This window comes from Pseudomonas allii (genome assembly GCF_055380095.1).
This window is the reverse complement of the sequence record NZ_AP039450.1, coordinates 5,998,671-6,024,396: the sequence shown is the minus strand read 5'-3', so window position 1 is coordinate 6,024,396 and position 25,726 is coordinate 5,998,671. Positions and strand designations below refer to the sequence as shown.

The following is a 25,726-nucleotide window of genomic DNA, read 5'->3' as shown; positions in this document are numbered from 1 at the left end:
CTATACGCGGGCCGAGGTGATTTGGATGCAGAGAAATCTGAACTAACCTTGGTGTGGGAACAATCGTTCCGGACTGTCAGTCAAACGCCTGCTTTTAGCTCCTACACCCAGAGGTTGTTTCGATGAAGATTTCACGCGGTTTCGCCCTTTCCTGCCTGATGACCCTGGCAGCCGGCCCGGTGCTTGCCGCAGGGTTCAGCCTTGGCGACGCGGCCAATGCCATTTCCGGCATGCAGGGTGGTAACAACAAGGCAGCGGCTGCCGCACCGTCGTCCGAGACGGCCGGCCTGTTGAGCGCCCTGACCTCGCAACTGAACATCACCCCCGAGCAAGCGGTCGGCGGTACGGGCGCCATGCTGGGCCTGGCCAAGAACAAACTGAGCGGCAACGACTATTCGCAACTGGGCAACAGCGTGCCGGGCCTCGACCAGTTGTCGGGCAACAATGCGTTGGGTAGCCTCGGGGCCTTGAGCGGGATGCTCGGCCAGGCTGGCGGTAGCAAGACCAGCGGCCTCGACGGCCTGTTGGGTAACGTGAAGAACACCAACGACCTGAACACCGCGTTCAGCGCCCTGGGCATGGACAGCGGCATGATCGGCCAGTTTGCCCCGGTGATCCTGCAATACCTGGGTGGCCAGGGTGCCAGCAGCTCGGTGCTGGGCAAGCTGGCGCAGGCCTGGGGCACCGGCAGTTAAAAATTATCCGCGCGCAGTTGTTCGATGCGTGCGTCCTTTTCCGTCCAGAGCTGGTTGACCCAGTCCTGGACGGTCTGGCGAAACGCCGGATCGTTCTCGTAATCCCCTCGCCACAACGCCGGGTCCAGCTCGCGGGTGCGGATATCGATGATCACCTTCGGCACCGATCCGCAAATCAAATCCCAGAACCCTGGAATCCTGTCTTGCGGGTAGACCACCGTCACGTCCAGCACCGCGTCCAGTTGCTCTCCCATCGCCGCCAGCACAAACGCCACGCCGCCCGCCTTGGGCTTGAGCAAGCGGGTGAAAGGTGAGCCCTGCTGTCTGCGCTTGGCCTCGCTGAACCGCGTGCCTTCCAGATAATTGACCACCGTCACCGGCTGGCGCTTGAACAGCTCACAGGCCTCTTTGGTGATCTTCAAATCCTGCCCCGCCAGTTCGGGATGCTTGGCCAGGAATGCCTTGGTGTAGCGCTTCATGAACGGGTAATCCAGCGCCCACCAGGCCAGGCCCAGGAAGGGCACCCAGATCAGCTCTTTTTTCAGGAAGAATTTGAAGAATGGCGTGCGGCGGTTGAGGGCCTGGATCAAGGCCGGGATATCGACCCAGGATTGGTGGTTACTGATCACCAGGTAACTGGTGTCACCGCGCAGATCGTCGCCGCCGCGAATGTCCCATTGGGTCGGGATGCACAGCGAGAAAATCAGTTTGTCGATCTCGGCCCAGGTCTCGGCGATCCACATCACCGCCCATGACATGTAGTCACGCAAGCGCCCCGGGGCTACCAGCTTGAGCAGGGCAAACACCATCAACGGACCGAACAGCACGAGGGTGTTGAGCAAGAGCAGCAGGGTGACGAAACAGCCGGTGAGCAGGCGGCGCATAAGTAACTCTTGGAATCTTGTGGGCGGGCCATCATAAGCAAGGTGAGTCTAGAGGCCAAATCGCAAATCACCGTACGAATGTTTCACAATGTGCCGGGTATGGTGGGGTTAGCTAACTAACCGGCGCTTTTGCGGTCTAGAATCCGCCTACTTCTTTCCGAGGACATCACTTCGTGAAACTGCTTCTTGCCTCCCTCGCCCTGGTTGCCGTGCCGGTCATGGCCGCCGAACCGACCCTCTACGGTCGCTACGAATATATCCAGTTGCCGGAGATCGGCGAAACCTTCAAGGCCAAGATGGACACTGGCGCGCTGACCGCCTCGCTGTCGGCCCGCGACATCCAGACCTTCACCCGTGACGGTGACGATTGGGTGCGTTTCCGCCTCGGCGGCAAGGACGCGTCCGATAAGGTCTACGAGCACAAAGTCTCGCGCATCAGCAAGATCAAGAGCCGCGCCGACGAAGATGAGGACAAGGACGAAGCCACCGTGGCCAAGCGCCCGGTGATCGACCTGGAAATGTGCCTGGGCGACGTCAAGCGCACCGTTGAGGTCAACCTCACCGACCGCAGCAGCTTCAACTACCCGCTGCTGATCGGCGCCAAGGCTTTGCGTGAGTTCGGCGCTGCGGTCAACCCGGCGCGTCGTTACACTGCTGACAAACCGGACTGCTGACGGACCACCATGCCCCACATCCTGATTGTCGAAGACGAAGCGGCGATAGCCGACACGCTGATATTCGCCCTGCAAGGCGAGGGCTTCACCACCACCTGGCTGACACTCGGCCAGGCGGCGCTGGAGCATCAACGCCAGACCCCGGCCGACCTGATCATCCTCGACATCGGCCTGCCGGACATCACCGGGTTTGAAACCTGCAAGCAACTGCGCCGGTTCAGCGAAGTGCCGGTGATGTTCCTCAGCGCGCGGGATGGCGAGATCGACCGGGTGGTGGGGCTGGAAATCGGCGCCGACGATTATGTGGTCAAGCCGTTCAGCCCACGGGAAGTGACCGCGCGGGTGAGGGCGATCCTCAAGCGGATTGGCCCAGGTGCTGCGCCGGCGGTGTTCCAGGTGGACCTGGAGCGCATGCAGATCATGTATCGCGGCCAGCCGTTGAGCCTCACGCGTCACGAGTTTCGGCTGTTGCAAAGCCTGCTGGAGCAACCCGAGCGCGTATTCAGCCGCGAGCAACTGTTGGATGCGGTCGGCGTGGCGGCGGATGCCGGTTACGAACGCAACATCGACAGCCATATCAAGAGCCTGCGCAGCAAGTTACGCAGCGTGGCTGCCGACGCCGAGCCGATCCAGACCCATCGCGGCCTCGGCTACAGCTACAGCCCAGGCAACAGCTGATGCGCCTGGGGCTGCGGATTTTCCTGGTGTACGCGCTGTTTATCGGCCTGACCGGCTACTTCGTGCTCAGCACCGTGATGAAGGAAATCCGCCCCGGCGTGCGCCAGTCCACCGAAGAAACCCTGGTGGACACCGCCAACCTGCTGGCCGAAATCCTGCGCGACGATGTGAAGAACGGCACCCTCGGCCAAAGCCACTGGCCTGAACTGCTCAAGGCCTACGGCAATCGCCAGCCGGGCGCGACCATCTGGGGGCTGCCGAAGAACCAGGTCAACCACCGCATCTACGTGACCGACGCCAAGGGCATCGTGCTGCTCGACTCCACGGGCGAAGCGGTGGGGCAGGACTATTCCAAGTGGAACGATGTGTACCTGACCCTGCGTGGCGAGTACGGTGCGCGCTCCACCCGCAGCGAGCTGGATGACCCCACTTCCTCGGTGATGCACGTGGGCGCACCGATCCGTGACAACGGCCAGATCATTGGCGTGGTCACCGTGGCCAAGCCGAACAGCTCGTTGCAGCCCTACGTCGACCGCACCGAGCGGCGCCTACTGTGGTACGGCGCGGGCCTGGTGGTTCTCGGCCTGTTGCTCGGCGCGCTGCTGTCGTGGTGGCTGAGCGTTGCGTTGCGTCGTTTGACGGCCTACGCCGAGGCGGTCAGCGAGGGCCGGCGCGCCGAGTTGCCGCATTACCGTGGCGGTGAACTCAAGCAGTTGTCCACCGCCGTCGAGCACATGCGCACGCAGTTGGAAGGCAAGGCCTACGTCGAACACTATGTGCACACCCTGACCCACGAGTTGAAGAGCCCGCTGGCCGCGATACGCGGCGCGGCAGAGCTGTTGCAGGGCGATATGACCCGTGAGCAACAGCAGCGCTTCGTCGGCAATATCGACAGCGAAAGCGCACGCCTGCAGCAGTTGATCGAACGCCTGCTGAACCTGGCGCAGGTCGAGCAACGCCAGGGCCTGGAAGAGCAAATGAGCATCCCGCTGGCAGCCATGGTCGATGATGTGCTCAAGGCGCAATGTGCGCGGATCGAAGGCGCCGGGTTGCACGTCGAACAGACGATTGCAGCGGATGTGAAGGTGTACGGCGAACCCTTCCTGCTGCGCCAGGCCCTGGGCAACTTGCTGGATAACGCGCTAGATTTCACACCGCCAGGCGGCACCTTGAAATTCAGCGCGCAGACCCGGCACAACGACGTGCAGGTGAGCCTGTTCAACCAGGCCGCGCCGATTCCCGACTACGCCCTGCCGCGCCTGAGCGAACGGTTCTACTCGCTGCCACGCCCGGCCAGCGGGCGCAAAAGCACCGGCCTGGGCCTCAACTTTGTCGAGGAAGTGATGAAGCTGCACGGCGGCGCGTTGCAGATCGGCAACGTGCAAAGCGGCGTGCAAGTGGTGCTGCATCTCCATACAGTCTCCACATTGCCCACATAAATCTCCCACACAGGCTGCCCAGACTCTCCCCCATCAAAACAGGGAGAGACCCATGAACCGCAGCCTGCTTTTCAAACTTGGCGCGATTGCGCTGCTGATCCTGCTATTGCTGATTCCGTTGCTGATGATCAACGGCATCATCAGCGACCGCCAGCAACTGCGCGACGGCGTCCTGATGGACATCGCCCGCAGCTCCAGCTACGCCCAGCGCCTCACCGGCCCGGTGATGGTGGTGCCGTATCGCAAGACCGTCCGCGAGTGGAAGCTCAATGAAAAGCTCAACAAACGCTACGAAGTCACCCGTGAAGAGCGCGGTCGTCTGTATTTCCTGCCGGACCGTTTTGAACTCGACGGCAAGGTGCAAACCGAACTGCGCGCACGGGGCATCTACCAGGCGCGGCTGTTCCATGCCGACAACCGCATCAGCGGGCGTTTCGAATTGCCCGCGCAGTTGGGTATCACCGAGAACTTTGCCGATTACCGCTTTGAGCCGGCGTTTCTGGCGGTGGGCATCAGCGATATTCGCGGCATCGAGAATGCGCTGAAGTTGGAGCTGGGCAGTCAGCAGCTGGAGTTCGAACCGGGCTCCCAGGTGGACTGGCTGGGTGAAGGCGTGCACGTGGCGCTGCCGGAGCAGGACAGCAAAAAGCCCTATGTCGTGGACTTTGCCTTCGACCTGCGCCTGCAAGGCACCGAGCAATTGCAAGTGGTGCCGGTGGGCAAGACCAGCCAGGTGTCACTCGCCTCCAACTGGCCGCACCCCAGCTTTATCGGCAACTTCCTGCCGGCGCAGCGCGAGGTCACCGACAAGGGGTTTACCGCCAACTGGCAGACCTCATTTTTCTCCACCAACCTCGAACAGGCCCTGCAAACCTGCCTGGACGGCCAGGGCTGCAATGACTTCAATAACCGCAGCTTCGGCGTGAACTTCATCGACCCGGTGGACCAGTACCTCAAGAGCGACCGTGCGATCAAATACGCGCTGCTGTTCATCGCCCTGACCTTTGCCGGCTTCTTCCTGTTCGAAGTGCTCAAGAGCCTGGCGGTGCACCCGGTGCAGTACGCGTTGGTGGGTTTTGCGCTGGCGTTCTTCTACCTGCTGTTGCTGTCGTTGTCCGAACACATAGGCTTCGCCCTGGCCTACCTGATCTCGGCCAGTGCCTGTGTGTTGTTGATCGGCTTCTATGTGTGTCACGTACTGCGCAGCGTGGCCCATGGCCTGGGCTTTTCGGCGGGGTTGGCGGCGTTGTATGGCTTGCTGTACGGGTTGTTGAGTGCCGAGGACTACGCGTTGCTGATGGGCTCGTTGCTGCTGTTCGGCCTGCTGGGCACGGTGATGGTGTTGACGCGCAAGTTGGACTGGTATCGCGTGGGCAAACGCAAGGCGGCCGAGCCGTTGGCGTTTGACCTGGAGGCGGTGCAATGATCGGGTTGCGCGAGGATCAGCAAATGAAGGCGAGGATCATCGACTATCTCAACCTTGCCACCGGCCAATGTGGGAGGTGGCTTGCCCCCGATTGCAGTGTGTCTGTTACTTCACCTGTCGCTGCCCCACCGCCATCGGGGGCAAGCCCCCTCCCACACCGGACTACAGTGACTGTCAAAGCGGTGGCTGGGTTTCCAGCATCGAAGGGCGCTGGCTGACCTGCGCGTACCAGGCGGCAAGCTGCGGGTTGTCCAGGCGCCATTGCATATCCGGGTGGCGGAAGTCGAGGTAACCCAGGGCGCAGGCCACGCTGATGGCGGCGATGTCGAAATGGCTGGCCAGCTCGGCAACCGTATCGGCTTCCAGCTCGGCGAGGGTGCGACGGATCTTGTTGCGCTGTTCGTCGAGCCATTGGTCCCAGTGTTTTTCTGCCGGGCGCAGGGCGGTTTCGTAGCGCACCAGCACGGCGGCATCCATGATGCCGTCGGCCATCGAGGCCAGGGTCAGGCGGCGCCAGCGGGCCGGACCGTCGCGGGGGATCAGCGCGGGGCCGACGTGCTGGTGATCGAAGTAATCGAGGATCACCCGGCTGTCGTGCAGCACCGTGCCATCGGCCAGGCGCAGGGCCGGGATCTTGCCCACGGGGTTGCCTTGCACCACCTGCGCATCCGGGTTGACCGGGGTCGGCATGCAGCCGTGCAGGGCGACGCGGTCCTGCTGGCCGGTTTCAGCCAGCAGCACGCGAACCTTACGAACGAACGGTGAAGCGGGGTTGTGGAACAAGGTCATGCTGGGAGCGGACATGGGCATTCCTCTGAATGGGCTGCGCTAATCTATCTCACCGTTTGAGCAAGGCCCAAGTACCAATTGCAGCGGGGATGCCCAGCCCGAGCCAACTGAGCGAATCCCACAGCCCATCCCCGAGCAGCGCTGCAAACAACCCGGTGGCGCTGAGCAGGCCGATGCCCAGCGGAATCCCGAAGACCTTCCAGAAACTCGACTGACGTGGCTTCATGCTCGGCGCCTTACGATCCACAGGTAAATCCCGCTCACCAGCACGATGATGGTCAGCACATCCAGCGCCGCCCACAGGATCTTCATCGGCATGCCGCCGTAGTCGCCAAAATGCAGCGGCTGGGACATGCCCATGGCGTCCATGTACCACGGCCGTTCGGCGATGGCGGTGACGGCCAGGGTGCTGGCGTCGATCAGTACCGGCGTGAGCAAATGCGAGGTGAGGTGAGTGCTACCTTTCATGAACACGGCGTAATGGTGCTCGCTGGAAAAGCGCGTGCCGGGGAACGCGATGAAGTCCGGTTCCATGCCGGGGGCGGCCTTGGCGGCAATCGCCAGCAGCTCGGTGGCCGGTGCGCGTTGGGTCAGTGGCGGGGCGTTTTTGTAGGGGGCGATCATGGCGCTGAGGCTGTCCTGGCGCCAGGCGGCGATGATCAGGTCGGCGCAGGCGCTGATCACCCCGGTCACGCCCACCACCAGCGCCCAGGTCAGGGTGACCACGCCGATCAGGTTGTGCAGGTCGAGCCAGCGCAGGCGGGTGGATTTGTCCTGGCGCACGGTGGCGAATGTCAGGCGGCGCATGAACGGCAGGTACAGCACCGTGCCGGAGATGATCGCCAGCACAAACAGAATCCCCATGAACGCCAGCAACAGCTTGCCCGGCAGGCCGGCGAACATGTCCACATGCAGGCGCAGCAGGAACAGCGTGAACCCGCCGTTGGCCGCCGGGGTTTCCAGGGCTTCGCCGGTGCGCGCGTCGAGCATGAAGGTGTGCGACGAATTGGGTTCTGTGCCGGCCGTGGCGGCCATGATCGCGATCACGCCGTTCTTGTCGTCTTCGTCCCAGGCCAGGTACTGCATAGCGTCGCCGGGGCGATGGGCCTGCGCCTTGGCTACAAGCTGCTCGAGGTTGAGCTGCGGCGTATCGGCGGGCATCTGCGCCAGCTCGGGCTCGTTGCCCAATAGATGGTCGATCTCGTGGTGAAACACCAGCGGCAGGCCGGTGAGGGCGAGCAGCAGCAGGAATACCGTGCAGATCAGGCTGGTCCAGGTGTGAATGAAGGACCAGCGGCGGATGGTTTTGCTTTTCATGTTTTCAACCTTCAGACACACCGAAGCCGCCCCTTGGGCGGCCCGGTGGTTAACTCAGCCGATTACCACTGGTAGGTGGCGCTGGCGACGACGCTGCGTTGGTCGCCGAAGTAGCAGTAGTTGCCGTCACAGGTGGACAGGTAGTCCTTGTTGAACAGGTTGGTGGCGTTCAACTTGACCGATGCGCCCTTGAGGCTGTTGTCCAGGCGGCCGAGGTCGTAGTGCACCGCGCCGTCGAATACGGTGTAGGCGTTGGCCTTGCCCAGCCAGGTGTTGGCCTGGTCGCCGTAGGTGTTGCCGGTGTAGCGGGCGCCAAAGCCGATGCCGAAGCCGTCGAGCAGGCCGGTGTGCCAGGTGTAGTCGGTCCACAGGGAGGCTTGCTGGTTCGGCATCAAGGTCAGGCGGTTGCCTTTGTAGATGCCTTTTTGCACCTCGGATTTCGCCAGGGTGTAGGCGGCGATGACCTTGAGGTTCTCGGTCACATCAGACACGGCTTCCAGCTCCAGGCCCTTGACCTTCACTTCGCCGGTCTGGCTGTTGATTTGCTGGCCGCCGGCGCCGAGGGTGGTCACCTGCACATTCTTCTGGGTCAGGTCGTAGACCGCCGCACTCAGCAGCGTGTTGGAGCCGGGCGGCTGGTACTTGACGCCCATTTCCCACTGCTTGCCTTCGGTCGGCTTGAAGGTCTTGGTGGCATTGGTGTCGGCGTTGCTCGCCGGTTGGAAGGATTCGGCGTAGGACAAGTACGGCACGAAGCCCGAATCGAACACATAGCTCAGCGCCGCGTTGCCACTGAAGTGCTTGATGCGGTCGGTGTTGGTCGCATCGTTATCGTTGAAATAGGTGGTGCTCTGGTGCACCCAGTCCTCACGCCCACCCACGGTCAGGCGCCATTGGTCCAGGGCCATCTGGTCCTGCGCATAGAGGCCGGTTTGCACGGTTTTCTGGTTGTAGTCGTAAAAAGGGCGGACGCCGGTAGGGCGCACAGTCGGCTGGGTATTGACCGGGTTGAAGATGTTGATATTCGACGCTGTACCGTAGATCGCGCGATAGGTGGTATCGGTGCGCTGGTGATCCAGGCCGAGCAGCAAGGTGTGGGTGATGTCGCCGGTGGCGAAGTCCGCCTGGAAGTTGTTGTCCAGCGCGAACTGGCCGATGCTTTCATTCACGTTGGTGGTCGACCGGCTGATATTGCCCGCCGCATCCGCTGGGGAAAAGGCATAAGAGCCCACGGTCAGCTGCTGGAAGTCCAGCTCGGACTTGGTGTAGCGCAGGTTCTGCTTGAACTGCCAGGTGTCGTTGAAGCGATGCTCGAACGCATAGCCCAGTGCGTAGTAGGTACGGTCGTAGAACTCGTAGTCCGGGTCGCCCAGGTTCTTGTGGTGGGACACCTCGCCCAGCGGCGATTTGATCTTGGTGCCCTGGATCGGCATGAACTGGCTGGTGGTGCCTGTATCGTCGCGGGTGAACTGCGAGAGGAAGGTCAGCTTGGTGTCCGGGTCGAGGTTCCAGGTCAGGCTGGGCGCAATGTTGTAGCGCTTGTTATCGATGTGGTCGACCTGGGTGCCGGCATCCCGCACCACGCCGCTGAGGCCATAGAGGAACTGGCCTTCGTCATCGATCTTGCCGGTGCTGGCGAAGTTGATCTGGCGGTAGTTGTCGCTGCCGTATTGCACCTGTACGGCATTGCTCGATTCAGCACTGGGGCGGCGGCTGACCATGTCCAGCAGGCCGCCCGGCGGGGTCTGGCCGTAGATCGACGAGGCCGGGCCGCGTAGCAGGGCGAGGCGGTCGAGGTTCCAGGTTTCGGCTTTCGGGTTGGCGTACACACCGCGTGGCAGCGGCAGGCCGTCGAGGAACTGGGTCGGTTCGAAGCCGCGCACACGCATCCAGTCGTAGCGGGTGTCGCTGCCGTAGCTGGCGGAGACGATGCCGGGCATGTATTTGACCGCGTCATCCAGGTTCTGCACGTTGCGGTCCTGCATCTGCTGGCGCGTTGCAACCGAGATCGAGCGCGGCGCCTCGACCAGCGCGGTGTCAGTCTTGGTGCCAGCGGCGGTGCGCTTGGCCAGGTAGCCGTCGACCGGGCCCCAGGCGCTTTCATAGCTGTCCTGGCCGGTGATATTGGTGGTTGGCAACGCGACGACGCCTTCCGGAACCGGCACCAGGGTATAAGTCCCCGCACTGCTTTGCTCCAACTGTAGGCCCGTCCCACGCAACGCCTCACGCAGCGCACCGGGTGCATCGAACTGGCCCTGGACCGGCGCCGAGGTCTTGCCCGATGCCAGCGCCGGGCTGAGGGTCAGTGCCAGGCCGCCCTGGCTCGCGATCTGGTTGAGGGTGGTCGCCAGTGGCGCCGCCGGCAAGTTGTAGGGGCGCACGCTGGACGCCTGCTCGGCGGCGATCAGCAAAGGGCTGACCAGCGGGGCGCTGAGAGCAATGGCCACGGCTAACAGGCTGGGGCGCAACAAGGTGTCTAGCGTGCGGGACATAGGGCGGCTCCTGAATGGAAGTAATTCGCAATTGCCTATGTGCCGAACGAGAATCAAAAAGTGATAGAGCAGGCTGAAAATATTTTTCCCCGGGGCGTAAGGTGTGCTTGCGGGCCTCTTCGCGGGCAAGCCCGGCTCCCACATTCGACCGTGTTTTTTCAGGTAGAACACGGTCAAGTGTGGGAGCTGGCTTGCCTGCGAAAGCGATAGCCAAGGCACCGCTAAAACTAAGGCTTGCCCTTAACCGTCACCCACCACGGCGTGTGCTGCTCGATCTGCACCGGCAGGGTCGGCAGCAGCGCATTAAGCGCCAGCGTGGTGTCGCGCAATGGGAAGCTGCCAGTGATACGCAGGTCGGCCACGTTTTTATCCACACCCAGGTAACCGGTGCGGTAGCGGCTCAATTCCTCGATCACATCGCCCAGGCGGGCGTTGTCCACCACCAGCATGCCGCGGGTCCAGGCGTCGGTGGCGGGGGTAACGGCCAGCAATGGGCCGAGGCCGTTGCTGCGCATCAGCACTTGCTGGCCGGCCTTGTAGATTTGCTCCTGATGCAGCGCCTCGGGCTGGGCGGCCACCGCCGATTGCAGCACGCTCAAGCGCGTGGCGTCGTCTTCGCGCTTGACGATGAACCGCGTGCCCAAGGCCCGTAGGCTGCCGTCGCGGGTTTGCACATAGAACGGGCGGGCATCGTTATGGCCGGTCTCGACCAGGATTTCGCCTTCCTGCAACACGATAAGCCGGCGCTTTTCATCAAAACGCACGTCGATGGCGCTGTGGGTATTGAGGTTGATCAGCGTACCGTCCGCCAGTTTCAGCGTGCGCTGTTCACCCGTGGCGGTGCGTTGGTCAGCCAGCCAATAGTGGATCGGCACATAGCGCTCGCCGGCAAACAACGCCAGGCCGATCACCAGTGCAATGCTCGCCAGCCCACTGCCCAGCTTGCGCACGCGTTGGCGAATACCTTCGCGCGATTGCAACAACGCTACCCGTGCCGGGCCCGAGGCCACGCTGAAGCGCTGGTCGAGCATGCCCAGTTGGCGCCAGGCGCGGGCGTGCTCTCCATTGCTGGCCAGCCATTTATCGAACTCTTCGCGCTCAATGGCGCTGCCGTCGCCTGAATCAAGGGACAGCTGCCAGGCAATCGCGGCATCCAGCACGCGGGCCGAGACTGGTTTGGAACTGATCACCGTCATTGTGGCTCGCCGTACAGTGCGATGTAGCACTGGCGAATGCCCTGGGCCAGATATTGGCGAACCCGCGGCACCGAGACGCCGAGGCGCTGGGCGATTTCCGCGTGGCCCAGGCCGTCGAGGCGGTTATAGAGGAAGGCGGCGCGGGCCTTGCTCGACAACTTGCCGAGCAAGCGGTCGATGGCCTTGAGGTCTTCGAGGATCAGTTGCTGTTCTTCCGGCGAGGGGTGTTCGCTTTCCGGGATCAGCATCAGTTCGGTGAGGTAGGCCTGTTCCAGGGCGGCGCGGCGGAAGTAGTCGAACAGCAAGCCCTTGGCGATTGCCACCAGAAACGCACGGGGTTCACGGGGTTCACGCAACTCGTCACGGCCCAGCAGCCGCATGAAGGTGTCCTGGCTCAGGTCTTCGGCGCGGCTGGGGCAGGCCACGTTACGTCGAAGCCAGGCCAGCAGCCAGCCACGATGGTCGCGATACAACGCACCAACAAGCTCACTGCGTGGGTTCTGGATCGACGACAAGGCATCACCTGGTAAACGCGATGTTTAAACTAACGAGAATTATTCGCGATTGTGTCAGAGCCGTCGAGTGTGCGCAATTGGCGTCTGTCGGTTGATCGTTCCCACGCTCAGCGTGGGAATGCCTCCCAGGACGCTCCGCGTCCGCTAGAAAGAGGGCGCGTGTTGACGCCGTTTCCATTGGCTCAAACGCTCTTGCAGCGCCTGCGGCGTGTCGATGTGTTGCGCCCGTGCGCGGCTGAACAGGATCAGCATCAGCTCAGCCGTGGCCAGGGCATCGGCGCTGGCGTGATGGCGCTCGCCCACGTGCAGGTTGAAATGGTTGATCCAGTCGTCCAGCCCGGCTTCGCGGATAGGCGCGTCGGGGCACAGCAGCGGGGCGATGTCGGCTACGTCCAGGAACGGGTGGGCCAGGCGGTAACCCAGGCTGTCCTTGAGCGCCCGGCACAGCATGTGTTGATCGAACGGCGCATGGAAGGCCAGCAAAGGGCTGTCGCCGACGAACTCCATGAAATCCAACAGCGCCTCCACCGGGTCGCTGCCGGCGGCAATGGCACTGGGGCCGAGGCCGTGGATCAGCACGCTGGGGCTGAGTCTGGTCTCGGCGCGTTGCAAGGTGCGTTCGAACATTTGGGAGAAATCCACCGCGCCGTCCTCGATCACCACCGCGCCGATGGACAGCACCTGGTCGCGATTGAGGTTCAGGCCACTGGTTTCCAGGTCCACCACGACCCAGCGCTGGCTGCGCAAAGGTTCGTTGCCTAGAGGCGAAGGCTTGCACAGTCGCTCCAGACGCTGTTGTTGCGTGCTGTCGAGCCCCGGTTTTTTCGTACGCAGCCAGTTGAACAAACTCACAGTTGATACCGCAGGGTCAGGCTGCTTTGCAGGCGTTGGGCCTGGCGCAGGGATTCACGCAGGATGCGCCGGTCCAGATGGTTGAGGCTGTCGGGGTCGACACGGTTGGAATACGGCTGGTTCTCGCGGGTCTGCAACTGGTGCTGCTGCATGCGGGTTTGCTGGATAAAGTGGTAGGCCTCTTCATAGGCGGCGCCGTCCAGGGGCTCAATGACTTCCTTGACCACCAGTTGGCGCAGGCGCTCCAGGGTGTTGTTGGCGTGGATACCATTGGCCAGCGCCAGCAGGCGCGCGCCGTCCACAAATGGCGTAAGGCCCTGCACCTTGAGGTCGAGGGTGGCTTTCTCCCCCCCTTTACGGGTCAGCACAAACTCGCGGAAGCGTCCTACAGGTGGGCGCTGGCGCAACGCGTTCTCGGCCAGCATGCGTTGGAACAACCGGTTGTCCGCGACCTGATCCAGAATGCCCTGGCGCAGTTGCTCGCAGCCACGCTCGTCGCCCCACACCACCCGCAGATCGAAATAGATACTGGAACCCAGCAGATTCTCCGGCGTGGCCTCGCGGATAAACGCTGCGAAACGGCGCGCCCACTCAGCCCGCGACAGGCACAACTCCGGGTTGCCGGCCATGATATTGCCCTTGCACAGGCTGAACCCACAGAGCGCCAGGCTCTGATTGATCTGCTGCGCCAGTGGCAGCAGCCGACCACGCATTTCGGCCGCTTCGGCGGCGTCCTTGGCATCGAACAGGATGCCGTTGTCCTGGTCGGTGTACAGCGTCTGTTCGCGGCGGCCTTCGCTGCCGAAGCACAGCCAGCTGAACGGCACACCGGGGTCGCCTTTTTCGGCCAGGGTCAGTTCGATCACTCGGCACACGGTGTGGTCGTTGAGCAGCGTAATGATGTGGGTGATCTGGGTGGACGACGCGCCATGGGCCAGCATGCGCTCCACCAATTGGCCGATTTCACCGCGAATCGCCACCAGGTTGTCCACCCGCGGTGCGTTGCGGATGGTGCGTGCCAGGTGCACCAGGTCCACGCGTTGCAGGGAAAACAGGTCGCGCTCGGACACCACGCCGCACAGGCGCTGCTCTTTGACCAGGCACACATGGGCGATATGCCGTTCGGTCATGGCGATAGCGGCGTCGAAGGCACTGTGGTCCGGGGTCAGGAAGAACGGTGCCTGGGTCATATGGCCTTCAATGGCCCGGCTGAAATCGCTGGTGCCATCGGCCACCACCTGGCGCAGGTCACGCAGGGTGAAAATCCCCAGGGGCGCTTTGTGTTCATCGACGATCACGATGCTGCCCACCTGCTGCTCATGCATCAGCGTAACGGCCTCGCGCAGCGGCGTGGTTGGGCTGCACGTTACCGGGTGGCGCATGGCCAATTCACCCAGGCGAGTGTTCAGGGAGTATTGAGTGCCGAGGGTTTCCACCGCCTTTTGCTGCACTTGCTGGTTGACCTGGTCCAACAGGCTGCTGACGCCGCGCAGGGCAAAGTCGCGAAACGGGCTGGACAGCGCGAACAGCTTGATAAACGCCGGTTTGTTCAGTTGCAGGCAGAAGGTGTCTTCGGCGGCCTTGTGCTCGGTGCGGGTGGCCCGTTCACCGAGCAGGGCTGCCAGGGGGAAGCATTCGCCCGTCGTGATTTCAAAGGTGGTTTCGGCGCTGTCCGGCCGCTCGCCCACGACGCGACCCTGCTTGACGATGTAAAAATGCTCTACCGGGCCGCCCGACGGTTTGAGGATGCTGTCGCCGGGGCTGTAGAAGCGTAACTGGCACTGTTCCACCAAAAACGCCAGGTGCGCGTTTTCCATCTGGTTGAACGGCGGGAAACGTTGCAGGAATTGCAGGGTGCCGTGGATATTTTGCAATACGGCAGTTTTCCCCGCCTGGGCGTAGGCATCAGCTTTACTCATAACAGTGACCGCAGTTTTTTTGTCGTTATCGTCCCTCATGGTCGACTCCTGCGCAGCGGGTGCCCATTGGACGTAAGTCTAGGTCGCTGAAAACACCATAGAACTAGGGAAAAACCTTACATGACTATCGTCCAAACCCCGTAGAACACCCACTAGTCAAACTTTCCGACGAAGTGCACATTGATCGCCCTTCCGCAGATGTCTGACGAGTGTGCTGGGAGCTAGATGAGAATTGCTGAGAACTGTATGTCCGACCACGATATTTTGAGCGATGCCGAGCGCGAGGCGTTGAGCGCCGTGATGCTGGAGCCTGATTTACCGCCACAACGCGTGTTGATTGTTGACGACGACAAGGACGCGCGTGAACTGCTGGCGGAAATCCTGGGGCTGGACGGCATTCGCTGCATGACCGCCGACAGTGGTGAGGCGGCGTGGGATTTGTTGAAATCCAGCAGCTCCATCGGTTTGCTGATCACCGACCTGCGCATGGCGCCCAGCAATGGCTTGGAACTGATCCGACAAGTGCGTGAATCCACCCGGGCGGCGTTGCCGATCATCATCATGTCGGGGGACGCCGAAGCGCCGGATGTGATTGATGCGATGCATTTGAGCGTGGTGGACTTTTTGCTCAAGCCGATTGATAGCGTGAAGTTGGCGAAGATGGTCAAGCGCGAGTTGGGGATGGCGTCCTGATTCTGCGGTGTCTATAACGGCCTTATCGGGGGCAAGCCCCCTCCCACCTGTTTGCTGCGCCGCCTATCAGTTGTGGGAGGGGGCTTGCCCCCGATAGCGCCAGTTCAGCCACCACAACCCCAAAGAAAAAGCCCCGATCTCTCGATCAGGGCTTTTTCATTTACAGGCCGTTTTTAGCCTTGAACTCCCGACGCCGACGGTGCAACACCGGCTCGGTATACCCGTTTGGCTGCTGGGTCCCTTCAATCACCAACTCCACCGCTGCCTGGAACGCGATGTTGCTGTCGAAATCCGGTGCCAGCGGGCGATACAGTTTGTCCCCGGCATTCTGACGGTCCACCACCGGCGCCATGCGCTTGAGACTTTCCATGACCTGGGCTTCGTTGACGATACCGTGGCGCAGCCAGTTGGCGATGTGCTGGCTGGAGATGCGCAGGGTGGCGCGGTCTTCCATCAGGCCCACATCGTTGATGTCCGGCACTTTCGAACAGCCGACGCCCTGGTCGATCCAGCGCACGACATAACCCAGGATGCCTTGGGCGTTGTTGTCCAGCTCGTTGCGGATTTCTTCGTCAGACCAATCGGTGTTGCTGGCCAGGGGAATGGTCAGGATGTCGTCCACCGACGCGCGCTCGCGCTTGGCCAGCTCGGCCTGGCGGGCGAACACGTCGACCTTGTGGTAGTGCAACACGTGCAGCGCCGCCGCCGTAGGCGATGGCACCCATGCGGTATTGGCGCCGGCCAGTGGGTGGGCGATTTTCTGTTCGAGCATTGCCGCCATCAGGTCGGGCATCGCCCACATGCCTTTACCGATCTGCGCACGGCCTTGCAGCCCGGTGCTCAAGCCGATATCGACGTTCCAGTTTTCATAGGCGCCGATCCATTTTTCTGCCTTCATTGCCGCCTTGCGCACCATCGCGCCGGCTTCCATGGAGGTGTGGATCTCGTCGCCGGTACGGTCGAGGAAACCGGTGTTGATAAACACCACACGCTCGCTGGCGGCCTTGATGCAGGCCTTGAGGTTGACCGTGGTGCGGCGTTCCTCGTCCATGATCCCGACTTTCAGCGTGTTGCGTGGCAGCTTCAGCACGTCTTCGATACGCCCGAACAGCTCGTTGGTGAACGCGGCTTCTTCCGGGCCGTGCATCTTCGGTTTCACGATGTACACGGAACCGGTGCGGCTGTTCTTGCGGCTGCTGTTGCCGTTGAGGCTGTGGATCGCGGCCAGGCTGGTGATCAGCCCGTCGAGAATGCCTTCCGGCACTTCGTTGCCGTCTTTGTCGAGGATCGCGTCGATGGTCATCAGATGACCCACGTTGCGTACGAATAGCAGCGAACGGCCATGCAGCGTCACGTCCTGGCCATTTACGCCGGTGTACACACGGTCGGCGTTCATGGTGCGGGTGAAGGTCTTGCCGCCCTTGGACACTTCTTCGGCCAGGTCGCCCTTCATCAGGCCGAGCCAATTGCGGTAGATCACCACTTTGTCGTCGGCATCCACGGCAGCGACGGAGTCTTCGCAGTCCATGATGGTGGTCAGCGCGGCTTCCACCAGCACGTCTTTGACGCCGGCGGCGTCGGTCTGGCCGACCGGGGTGCTGGCGTCGATCTGGATTTCGAAGTGCAGGCCGTTGTGTTTCAGCAGGATCGCAATCGGCTCGGCCGCAGGGCCCTGGTAGCCGATCAACTGGGCATCGTCGCGCAGGCCGCTGTTGCTGCCGCCCTTGAGGCTGACGATCAGCGTGCCATCGACGATCTTGTAGCCGGTCGACTCCACATGGCTGCCGGCGCTGAGCGGGGCGGCCTCATCGAGGAAGGCGCGGGCGAAGGCAATCACCTTGTCGCCACGGACCTTGTTGTAGCCCTGGCCCTTCTCGGCGCCGTCGGCTTCGCTGATGGCGTCGGTGCCGTACAGGGCGTCATACAACGAGCCCCAACGCGCATTCGAGGCGTTGAGGGCAAAGCGCGCGTTCATCACCGGCACCACCAGCTGCGGGCCGGCCATGCGGGCGATCTCGTCATCGACGTTTTGGGTCGTGGCCTGGAAATCCGCGGCTTCTGGCAGCAGGTAACCGATGTCTTGCAGGAAGGCTTTGTAAGCCACCGGGTCGTGCGCCTGGCCTGCGTGAGTCTGGTGCCAGGTATCGATCCGCGCTTGGAAATCGTCGCGTTTGGCGAGTAGGGCTTTGTTCTTCGGTGCCAGGTCGTGGATGACCTTGTCGGCACCGGCCCAGAACTGGTCGGCAGTGATGCCGGTGCCGGGAATGGCTTCGTTGTTCACGAAGTCGAACAGGACTTTGGCGACCTGCAGGCCACCGACTTGAACGTGTTCAGTCATTGCTTGCCTCACTCTGCGGAGCTTATGCGCTTTTTCAGATTTTCATTATGTAGTGCACGGTTGGGCATACTACATGATGACTTGCGGTTGTGAAAATTAGACTAAATACGTCGTTTAGCGACCCACTTTGGTCGTACGGTCACAGCGGAGAACCGGATGTTCTCAAAAAACTATTGGATTGTTCCAGATAAATATAAAAATGGTACACGATTTGTTTTTGAGGGCTTCCGAGTCCACCTTGTAGATTGAATTCAGAGGGCTTCGCCATGGACCATCTTGTACTCACAATTATCGCCGCCGACAAACCCGGTCTGGTCGAGCGCATCGCACAGAACATCGCCGCCCACGGTGGCAACTGGCTGGAAAGCCGCATGGCGCACATGGCCGGGCAGTTCGCCGGGATCCTGCGGGTCAGCGTGCCTACAGAGAACCGTCAGGCGCTGGTCGGCGCGCTGGAGGACTTATCCACACATGGCATACGTGTGCTGGTGGGCGAGGGCAGTAGCGGGCAGGCCTCGGCCTCCAAGTCGATCATGATGACGCTGGTGGGCAATGACCGTGCAGGCATTGTGCGCGAGATCACGGCGCTGCTGAGCAAGCAGGGCGTGAACCTGGAGAGCCTGAGCACGGACGTGCGCCCGGCGCCCATGAGCGGTGACCCGCTGTTCACCGCCGAGGCGCTGTTGCAGGTGCCGGCAGCGTTATCCCTGGATACTTTGCAGTTGTCCCTGGAAACCCTGGCCGATGACTTGATGGTGGAGCTGCACCACGAGGAATAATCTGCCCACAGGGTTATGCATGGAAATCTTGCATGGGCCTGTGGATAACCTGTAGAGACCCGGCGCCAGACCACGCGGGCCGGGCTTCTTCGCTATTTGAGCAAAAAACGAGCAGTTTCAAGGGCTTGTGCACAAATGGCGGGGATCAGGTTGTGGATAACCTTGGGGTGGATGCCTGCAAGCCACGCAGATCATGACTTGCAGAGGTTTGTACGTTATTTGATCAGCGTTTGCGTGCGCTGAGCCAAATATCCACGCTGTACACCACCAGGCCCGCCCAGATGAAGGCGAAGGCGGTCAAGGTGCTCGGCGCCAGGTGTTCGCCGAACAGCAGTACGGCTTCCAGCAGCACCAGGGTCGGCGCGACGTACTGCAAAAAGCCCAGGGCGGTGTAGGGCAAATGCCGTGCGGCGGCGTTGAAACACACCAGCGGGATCAACGTCACCGGCCCAGCCGCCACCAGCCACCAGGCTTCAGAGGTGCTCCAGAATTCCATCTGCGCACTGTGGGCGGTCGGGTTGAACAGCAGCCATGCAACCGCAATCGGCACCAGCATCCAGGTTTCCACCACCAGCCCCGGCAGGGCTTTCACCGGTGCCTGCTTGCGAATCAGCCCGTAGAAACCAAAGGTCAACGCCAGTACCAGCGATACCCACGGCAGGCTGCCCACTTGCCACACCTGCTGCGCCACACCCACCGCAGCCAGCCCAACGGCGACCCACTGCAAACGGCGCAGGCGTTCACCCAGGATCAACATGCCCAGCACCACATTCACCAACGGGTTGATGTAGTAACCCAGGCTCGCCTCCAGCATGCGCCCGGTGTTCACCGACCACACGTAGGTCAGCCAGTTACCCGCGATCAACGAACCACTGAGGGCCAGGATCGCCAGGCGCTTGGGGTTGTCACGCAGTTCGCGGAACCAGCCGGGATGTTTCCACACCATCAACAGCAAACCGCCGAACAGCGCCGACCACAGCACGCGGTGCACGATGATTTCGGCGGCGGGCACGCTGGCGATGGCTTTGAAGTAGAGCGGGAACAGACCCCAGATGACATAGGCGCTCAGGCCCAGGATGTACCCCTTGCGGGGGTTGGCGGCGTGCATTGCAGAGTCCTTGCTTAGGCAGCTAACAAAGCGCGATTGTAAGGATATTTGTCAGTCAAAACAGCTTCAGTGGCTCTTCATTCAACGCTGAGAGCTGTTCGCGCAAGGCCAACACCTGATCGCCCCAATAACGCTCACTGCCAAACCACGGAAAGCTATGGGGGAACGCCGGATCATCCCAGCGGCGTGCCAGCCAGGCGCTGTAATGCATCAGGCGCAAGGCGCGCAGGGGTTCGATCAGCGCCAGTTCACGCGGGTCGAAGTCGTGGAACTCCTGATAGCCGTCCATCAATTCCGACAGCTGCCCCAGGCATTCCTGACGGTCGCCGGCGAGCATCATCCACAGGTCCTGCACCGCCGGGCCCATGCGGCAGTCATCCAGGTCGACGATGTGGAACATTTCGTCGCGGCACATCATGTTGCCGGGGTGGCAATCGCCGTGCATGCGGATGTTCTTGTGCGGCGTGGCCTTGTACACCTCTTCCACGCGCTTGAGCAGGTCGCGGGCTACGGACTCGTAGGCCGGCAGCAGGCTTTTGGGGATGAAATTGCCTTCCAGCAAGGTGGTGAGGGAGTCGTGCCCGAAGTTCTTCACGCCCAGTGCTTCACGGTGTTCGAACGGGCGGGTCGAGCCCACCGCATGCAAACGACCGAGCAGTTGCCCGAGGCGATAGAGCTGATCGAGGTTGCCCGGCTCCGGCGCACGGCCGCCACGGCGCGGGAACAGGGTGAAGCGGAAGCCTGCGTGTTCGAACAGGCTTTCGCCGTTGTGGATCAGTGGCGCGACCACCGGCACTTCGCATTCGGCCAGTTCGAAGGTGAAGCGGTGTTCTTCGAGGATCGCCTCGTTGGTCCAGCGCTGCGGGCGATAGAACTTGGCGATCAGCGGCTCGGAGTCTTCGATGCCCACTTGGTAGACGCGGTTTTCGTAGCTGTTGAGCGCCAGAACGCGAGCGTCGCTGAGGAAACCGATGCTTTCGACAGCGTCGAGGACCAGGTCGGGGGTAAGTGTTTCAAACGGGTGGGCCATGCGAACTCCTGCGCGCAGCAGGGCGCCGCGTCCGGCCGGGTATGGTAACGCACCGGGGCTGAGATAGGTGGTGACTGTGCCATTGCTATCGGGGGCAAGTCCCCTCCCACATTGACTGCATTCACATTTTTTGACTTGTGAACACAGTCAGTGTGGGAGGGGACTTGCCCCCGATGAGGCTTTGTCAGGCGCCGACGATACCGCCGTCATCCCGCCGAATCGCCATCACCGACGACCGCGGCTTGCCATTCGGCAGATGCTCTGGCCAGGTCGAACCGCCCGTTTCGCCTGGGTGTTGGATCCCCACGAACAACGTCTTCTGATCCGGCGAGAAGCTGATGCCCGTTACCTCACAGGCCACCGGCCCAACCATGAAACGGCGAATTTCCCCGGTGGACGGGTCGGCGCAGAGCATCTGGTTATTGCCCATCCCGGCGAAGTCACCCGCGTTGCTGTAGTCGCCATCGGTGAGAATCCACAAGCGCCCGGCCTTGTCGAAGCCCAGGCCGTCGGGGCTGTTGAACATGTTTTGCGGGTTGATGTTCGACGAGCCGCCTTTTGGCGTGCCAGCGTGCACGCCCGGATTGCCGGCCACCACAAACAGGTCCCAGCTGAACTCCGTGGAGCCATGGTTATCCGCGTCGGCCTTCCAGCGCAGGATCTGGCCGTAGACGTTTTTCTCACGCGGGTTGGGGCCGCCCACCGGCTGGCCGTCTTCACCGCGCTTGGCGTTGTTGGTGAGGGTGCAATAGACCTGGCCATCGGTGGGGCTGACCACGATCCATTCCGGGCGGTCCATGCGCGTGGCTTTCACCACACTGGCGGCCAGGCGCGCGTGGATCAGCACTTCGGCCTGGCTGGCGAAACCTGTGCTGGCGTCGATGCCGTTCTTGCCGTGGGTGAGCTCGACCCATTGGCCCTTGCCCTTGGGGTGGTCGGCGTTGCCGTCGCCCGCGTCGAAGATCGCCACGTACAAGGTGCCCTGGTCGAGCAGGTCCTTGTTGGCCTTGGGGTTGTGGTGGTTGATCGGGTCGCGGCTGACGAACTTGTAGATGAACTCGCCGCGTTCGTCGTCGCCCATGTACACCACGGCGCGGCCGTCACGGGTTTCGGCCAGGGCGGCGTTTTCATGCTTGAAGCGGCCCAGGGCGGTGCGTTTGACGGGGGTGGACTTGGGGTCGAACGGGTCGATTTCCACGACCCAACCGTGGCGGTTGAGTTCGTTGGGGTTCTTGGCGATATCAAAGCGCGGGTCGTGCGGGTGCCAGTTGATGTCTTTGCTGGCGGCCACCACGCCGTAGCGTTTCTGCCCGGCGTCGAAGGTTTGTTGCGGGTTGCTGCTGCCAAAGCAGTCGGTGAAGTTCTCTTCGCACGTCAGGTAAGTGCCCCAGGGGGTCTTGCCGTTGGCGCAGTTCTGGAAAGTGCCGAGGGCCTTCTTGCCGGTTTTGTCGGCGCTGGTTTTCACCCAGGCGTGGCCGGCGGCGGGGCCGCTGAGGTTGATCGGCGAGTTGCCGTGGATGCGCCGGTTGTAGCGCGAGTCCTGCACGAACTGCCAGGTGTCGCCCTTGCGCCGCACTTCGATCACCGACACGCCTTCGCTGGCCTGGGCCTTGCGCACGTCTTCGGCCGATTGCGGCGCGCCGCCGTGGGCGAAGAGGTAGCGGTAATTGGTGTATTCGTTGTTGATCGCCATCAGCGCACGGTTGTCGTCGCCCGGGAAGGCGAACAGGCTCATGCCGTCGTTGTTGTCACCGAACTGCTGTTCCTGGGCCTTGGCCGTGCCGTTGCCGGACGGGTCGAAGGCGGGTGCGTTCTTGCTCAGCGGTTGGCCCCAACTGATCAGCACCGAGGCGCTGTAGCCTGGCGGCAAGGTGATGGCGTCACTGGTGGCGGCGGCGATGCTGGTAAAGCCCAGCAGCGGGCTGGCGCTGGCGGCGTTGACGGCGAGGGCGCTGCGGGTCAGCAGGTTGCCGCCGAGGAACATCGCGGCACCGCACAGGGCACCGGCGCCGATAAAGCGGCGGCGGGTGAGGCCGACCATCTGTTCCAGGTCGGTGGCTTGGTTTTCTTCTAATAGGCTCATCTCAGGCTCCCTGCGGTTTTTGCAGACACCATAAGGAGCGGGCGTGACGAAATTGTTGCAGTTTGAAGGCGGGCTGCGCCTACACCGGCGTACCGAGCAGCACATTGCTGGGCGCGAACTGCACGGTGATGGGTTTACCTTCGGCGGCGCCCACGGCCTTGAGTGCGTCGGGCCGCGCCAGGGCGCATAAAACCTGGCCATTGGGCAGGGCAATGCGCACTTCGCTGGGGCCGTCGTCGGCGTCGAGAATGGCGTCGACGGTGCCGCTCATGCAATTGTGTCCAGGTGTTGCAGCTTGCCCGGATGGGAGCAATTCCAGCCAGCCGGCCTTGATCAGCGCGACCACTTCCACGCCGGTTTCCAGTTCCAGGCGTTGCGTGCTGTCGTGAGTGATCTGCGCGTCCAGGCTCAGGCCACCGGCCAGTTGCAGGCGGATCAGGTCGTTACGGCCCTGCTGCTCGATGGCGATCACCTGGCCATGCAGCTGGTTGCGCGCACTGGTGCGCAGCATCAAGCGGCCGAGCAGGTTGAAGTCGCTGGCGGCTTCATCGGAACCCAATACTTCGGCCTGCAGTACTTGCAGGCGCTGGTAAAGACGCAGCACGCGCTCACCTTCGGCCGTTAGCTTCGCGCCACCACCGCCCTTGCCGCCCACGCTGCGTTCCACCAATGGCTTTTGTGCCAGGTTGTTCAACTCGTCGATGGCATCCCACGCCGCCTTGTAACTCAAGCCTGCGCTTTTGGCCGCACGGGTGATGGAGCCCTGCTCGGCGATATGTGCCAGCAAGGCAATGCGCTGGGGGCGGCGGATGATGTGTTGGCTGAGGGAGGTTGGCAGAGACATGTGGATACGCTTCGATGGGATGAGCCGAACGTTGCGGGCAAGGTGGGCTGGAGTCAAGTCAACTGCCCGGTTTGGGCGTGCGGGCCAGGCAATACACATCGACCTGCTTCGCACCGGCATTCATCAATAACCGCGCCAGGCTGTGGGCCGTGGCACCGGTCGTCAGCACGTCGTCGACCAGGGCGAAATGCCGGCCCTGCACCTGGGCGTCGGGCGCCAGGGCGAAGGCACCGAGCAGGTTGCGTTTACGGGTCTTGGCGTCGAGTGCCTGCTGGGCCACGGTTTCATGGGGGCGTAACAACAGCTGTTCATCGTGGGGAATGTTCAAGTCGCTGCTGAGCCAGCGTGCCAACATCAACGCCTGGTTGTAGCCGCGTTCGCGCAGGCGCTTGCGGGCCATGGGCACCGGTAGCAGGCAGTCGGGGCGGGTGAGTCCGGTGTTATCGAAGCGATGGTGCAGGTGTTGCGCCAATAGCCATGCCAGCATCTGCCCGAGGGGCCAGCGTGCCTGATGCTTGAAGCGGCTGATCAGGCTGTCGATGGGAAAGCTGTAGGACCAGGGGGCGATGACCTGTTTGAACGCAGGGGGATTTTTTTGGCATTGCCCGCAAATCAAACCCTCCATCGGCAAGGGCAGGGCACACACATCGCAAGGCTCCATGAGCCAGGGCAGCTCGGTTTCGCAGACGTTGCACACACAATGGGTGGATTGTGTCGCTTCATCACAGATTAAACAGGGTTGTATGTTATTTAACCAGATGTAAACCTGGTGTTTGTATCTCGGTTGACAGTGCATGAATCTTCCTTAAATATGCCGAGCATCCGTGTCGTGCCTGTGGGTATTGCCCTTCCCGCAGCGCTTGCCAAAGCATAATCAAGGAATCGCCCATGAGCGCCAGCACCACCGCCACCTTGCGTCACGATTGGTCCCTCGCCGAAGTCAAAGCACTGTTCGTGCAGCCGTTCAATGACCTGCTGTTCCAGGCGCAGACCGTGCACCGCGCGCATTTCGACGCCAACCGTGTGCAAGTGTCGACGCTGCTCTCGATCAAGACCGGCGCCTGCCCGGAAGATTGCAAATATTGTCCGCAGTCGGGCCACTACAACACCGGCCTGGAAAAAGAGAAGCTAATGGAAGTGCAGAAGGTCCTCGAAGAGGCTGCCCGCGCCAAAGCCATCGGCTCGACGCGCTTCTGCATGGGCGCTGCCTGGAAACACCCGTCGGCCAAAGACATGCCCTACGTGTTGCAGATGGTCAAAGGCGTAAAGGCCATGGGCCTGGAAACCTGCATGACCCTCGGCCGCCTTGACCAGGACCAGACCGAAGCCCTGGCCCAGGCCGGCTTGGACTACTACAACCACAACCTCGACACCTCGCCGGAGTTCTACGGCAGCATCATCACCACCCGCACCTACAGCGAGCGCCTGCAAACCCTGGCCTATGTACGTGATTCGGGGATGAAGATCTGCTCCGGCGGCATCCTCGGCATGGGCGAGTCCCTCGACGACCGCGCCAATTTGCTGATCCAACTGGCCAACCTGCCGGAGCATCCGGAGTCGGTGCCGATCAACATGCTGGTGAAAGTGGCGGGTACGCCGCTGGAAAGCGCCGAAGACATCGACCCGTTCGACTTCATCCGCATGCTCGCCGTGGCGCGCATCCTGATGCCGAAGTCCCACGTGCGCCTCTCGGCCGGCCGTGAGGCGATGAACGAGCAGATGCAGGCGTTGGCGTTCTTTGCCGGTGCCAACTCGATCTTCTACGGTGATAAGTTGCTGACCACCGCCAACCCGCAGGCTGACAAGGACATGCAACTGTTCGCACGTTTGGGGATTTTGCCGGAGGCCCGTGAAGAGCATGCCGACGAAGTGCACCAGGCGGCCATCGAACAGGCATTGGTGGAGCAGAAGAGCAGCGAGCAGTTCTACAACGCTGTTGTTTGATTGAAATGCCAGCCAACTGTGGGAAAGGACT

Annotated in this window: 23 protein-coding genes; 8 read left to right on the top strand and 15 right to left on the bottom strand. The window is 62.0% G+C overall.

The features are described from left to right. The first annotated feature begins 122 nt into the window (after positions 1-122). Positions 123-695: a DUF2780 domain-containing protein gene (locus tag ACZ445_RS27700; RefSeq protein WP_058426666.1), complete on the top strand. Its 573-nt coding sequence runs from the start codon at positions 123-125 to the stop codon at positions 693-695. On the opposite strand, the gene ACZ445_RS27695 is transcribed toward ACZ445_RS27700, so the two are convergent. Further along, a complete protein-coding gene (locus tag ACZ445_RS27695) occupies positions 692-1,579 on the bottom strand; it encodes an acyltransferase (RefSeq protein ID WP_058426667.1) in 888 nt (295 codons plus the stop codon). The two genes, ACZ445_RS27700 and ACZ445_RS27695, sit on opposite strands and share 4 nt — an antisense overlap. 173 nt (positions 1,580-1,752) lie before the next feature. Here ACZ445_RS27695 and rloA2 point away from each other — a divergent pair, with 173 nt between their 5' ends. From rloA2 to creD, 4 genes are read left to right on the top strand one after another with little or no spacing between them, the layout of a single operon-like run. Beyond that, positions 1,753-2,253 carry a retropepsin-like aspartic peptidase RloA2 gene (gene rloA2, locus ACZ445_RS27690; RefSeq protein ID WP_058426668.1) on the top strand — a complete coding sequence of 167 codons (501 nt, stop codon included), beginning with the start codon at positions 1,753-1,755 and terminating at the stop codon, positions 2,251-2,253. A gap of 9 nt (positions 2,254-2,262) precedes the next feature. Continuing rightward, on the top strand, positions 2,263-2,931 hold the full coding sequence (gene creB / locus ACZ445_RS27685) for a two-component system response regulator CreB (RefSeq protein WP_058426669.1): 669 nt from the start codon (positions 2,263-2,265) through the stop codon (positions 2,929-2,931). Then, positions 2,931-4,370, top strand: coding sequence for a two-component system sensor histidine kinase CreC (gene creC / locus ACZ445_RS27680; RefSeq protein WP_058426670.1), 1,440 nt, complete (start codon positions 2,931-2,933; stop codon positions 4,368-4,370). The genes creB and creC overlap by 1 nt, the downstream gene beginning before the upstream one ends. A gap of 52 nt (positions 4,371-4,422) precedes the next feature. Beyond that, positions 4,423-5,796, top strand: coding sequence for a cell envelope integrity protein CreD (creD, locus tag ACZ445_RS27675; protein ID WP_058426671.1), 1,374 nt, complete (start codon positions 4,423-4,425; stop codon positions 5,794-5,796). Positions 5,797-5,970: 174 nt separating this feature from the next. Here creD and ACZ445_RS27670 read toward each other — a convergent pair whose 3' ends face one another. From ACZ445_RS27670 to ACZ445_RS27635, 8 genes are all read right to left on the bottom strand, one after another. Next, complete coding sequence (locus tag ACZ445_RS27670; protein WP_058426672.1) at positions 5,971-6,600, bottom strand: glutathione S-transferase N-terminal domain-containing protein; 630 nt, start codon at positions 6,598-6,600, stop codon at positions 5,971-5,973. A gap of 34 nt (positions 6,601-6,634) precedes the next feature. Further along, positions 6,635-6,811: a hypothetical protein gene (locus ACZ445_RS27665; RefSeq protein ID WP_310862835.1), complete on the bottom strand. Its 177-nt coding sequence runs from the start codon at positions 6,809-6,811 to the stop codon at positions 6,635-6,637. After that, a complete protein-coding gene (locus ACZ445_RS27660; protein WP_310862834.1) occupies positions 6,808-7,902 on the bottom strand; it encodes a PepSY-associated TM helix domain-containing protein in 1,095 nt (364 codons plus the stop codon). The genes ACZ445_RS27665 and ACZ445_RS27660 overlap by 4 nt, the downstream gene beginning before the upstream one ends. Before the next feature lie 62 nt (positions 7,903-7,964). Further along, the gene (locus tag ACZ445_RS27655; protein ID WP_310862833.1) at positions 7,965-10,394 is read right to left on the bottom strand and encodes a TonB-dependent siderophore receptor; all 2,430 of its coding nucleotides are present in this window, start codon (positions 10,392-10,394) and stop codon (positions 7,965-7,967) included. A gap of 227 nt (positions 10,395-10,621) precedes the next feature. Next, a complete protein-coding gene (locus tag ACZ445_RS27650; protein ID WP_310862832.1) occupies positions 10,622-11,590 on the bottom strand; it encodes a FecR family protein in 969 nt (322 codons plus the stop codon). Further along, complete coding sequence (locus tag ACZ445_RS27645) at positions 11,587-12,105, bottom strand: RNA polymerase sigma factor (protein WP_058426676.1); 519 nt, start codon at positions 12,103-12,105, stop codon at positions 11,587-11,589. Before ACZ445_RS27645 ends, ACZ445_RS27650 begins: the two co-directional genes overlap by 4 nt. A gap of 144 nt (positions 12,106-12,249) precedes the next feature. Beyond that, positions 12,250-12,957, bottom strand: coding sequence for an exonuclease domain-containing protein (locus ACZ445_RS27640; protein WP_179030158.1), 708 nt, complete (start codon positions 12,955-12,957; stop codon positions 12,250-12,252). Further along, a complete protein-coding gene (locus ACZ445_RS27635; protein WP_170856044.1) occupies positions 12,954-14,876 on the bottom strand; it encodes a putative nucleotidyltransferase substrate binding domain-containing protein in 1,923 nt (640 codons plus the stop codon). The genes ACZ445_RS27640 and ACZ445_RS27635 overlap by 4 nt, the downstream gene beginning before the upstream one ends. Positions 14,877-15,122: 246 nt before the next feature. Between ACZ445_RS27635 and ACZ445_RS27630 the strand changes: the two genes are divergently transcribed. Further along, positions 15,123-15,569, top strand: a complete 447-nt coding sequence (locus tag ACZ445_RS27630) for a response regulator (protein ID WP_058426679.1) — start codon at positions 15,123-15,125, stop codon at positions 15,567-15,569. Between the two features lie 160 nt (positions 15,570-15,729). Here the strand turns inward: ACZ445_RS27630 and ACZ445_RS27625 are convergent, their stop codons facing one another. Next, positions 15,730-17,907, bottom strand: coding sequence for a malate synthase G (locus ACZ445_RS27625; RefSeq protein ID WP_464707791.1), 2,178 nt, complete (start codon positions 17,905-17,907; stop codon positions 15,730-15,732). 266 nt (positions 17,908-18,173) lie between these two features. Here ACZ445_RS27625 and ACZ445_RS27620 point away from each other — a divergent pair, with 266 nt between their 5' ends. Further along, the gene (locus tag ACZ445_RS27620; RefSeq protein ID WP_058426681.1) at positions 18,174-18,686 is read left to right on the top strand and encodes a glycine cleavage system transcriptional repressor; all 513 of its coding nucleotides are present in this window, start codon (positions 18,174-18,176) and stop codon (positions 18,684-18,686) included. A gap of 223 nt (positions 18,687-18,909) precedes the next feature. On the opposite strand, the gene rarD is transcribed toward ACZ445_RS27620, so the two are convergent. The 5 genes from rarD to ACZ445_RS27595 all read right to left on the bottom strand — a co-directional run bounded on the left by rarD (position 18,910) and on the right by ACZ445_RS27595 (position 24,547). Continuing rightward, on the bottom strand, positions 18,910-19,794 hold the full coding sequence (rarD, locus tag ACZ445_RS27615; RefSeq protein ID WP_058426682.1) for an EamA family transporter RarD: 885 nt from the start codon (positions 19,792-19,794) through the stop codon (positions 18,910-18,912). A gap of 55 nt (positions 19,795-19,849) precedes the next feature. After that, positions 19,850-20,824: a serine/threonine protein kinase gene (locus ACZ445_RS27610; RefSeq protein WP_010207031.1), complete on the bottom strand. Its 975-nt coding sequence runs from the start codon at positions 20,822-20,824 to the stop codon at positions 19,850-19,852. A 184-nt stretch (positions 20,825-21,008) separates the two neighbouring features. After that, positions 21,009-22,907, bottom strand: coding sequence for a PhoX family protein (locus ACZ445_RS27605; RefSeq protein WP_464707790.1), 1,899 nt, complete (start codon positions 22,905-22,907; stop codon positions 21,009-21,011). 79 nt (positions 22,908-22,986) lie between these two features. Beyond that, positions 22,987-23,751 carry a TOBE domain-containing protein gene (locus ACZ445_RS27600; RefSeq protein WP_179030161.1) on the bottom strand — a complete coding sequence of 255 codons (765 nt, stop codon included), beginning with the start codon at positions 23,749-23,751 and terminating at the stop codon, positions 22,987-22,989. A 58-nt stretch (positions 23,752-23,809) separates the two neighbouring features. Then, positions 23,810-24,547, bottom strand: coding sequence for a ComF family protein (locus ACZ445_RS27595; RefSeq protein WP_179030162.1), 738 nt, complete (start codon positions 24,545-24,547; stop codon positions 23,810-23,812). A gap of 92 nt (positions 24,548-24,639) precedes the next feature. On the opposite strand from ACZ445_RS27595, the gene bioB reads away from it, so the two are divergent. After that, positions 24,640-25,695, top strand: coding sequence for a biotin synthase BioB (gene bioB / locus ACZ445_RS27590; protein ID WP_310862829.1), 1,056 nt, complete (start codon positions 24,640-24,642; stop codon positions 25,693-25,695). Positions 25,696-25,726 lie beyond the last annotated feature (31 nt).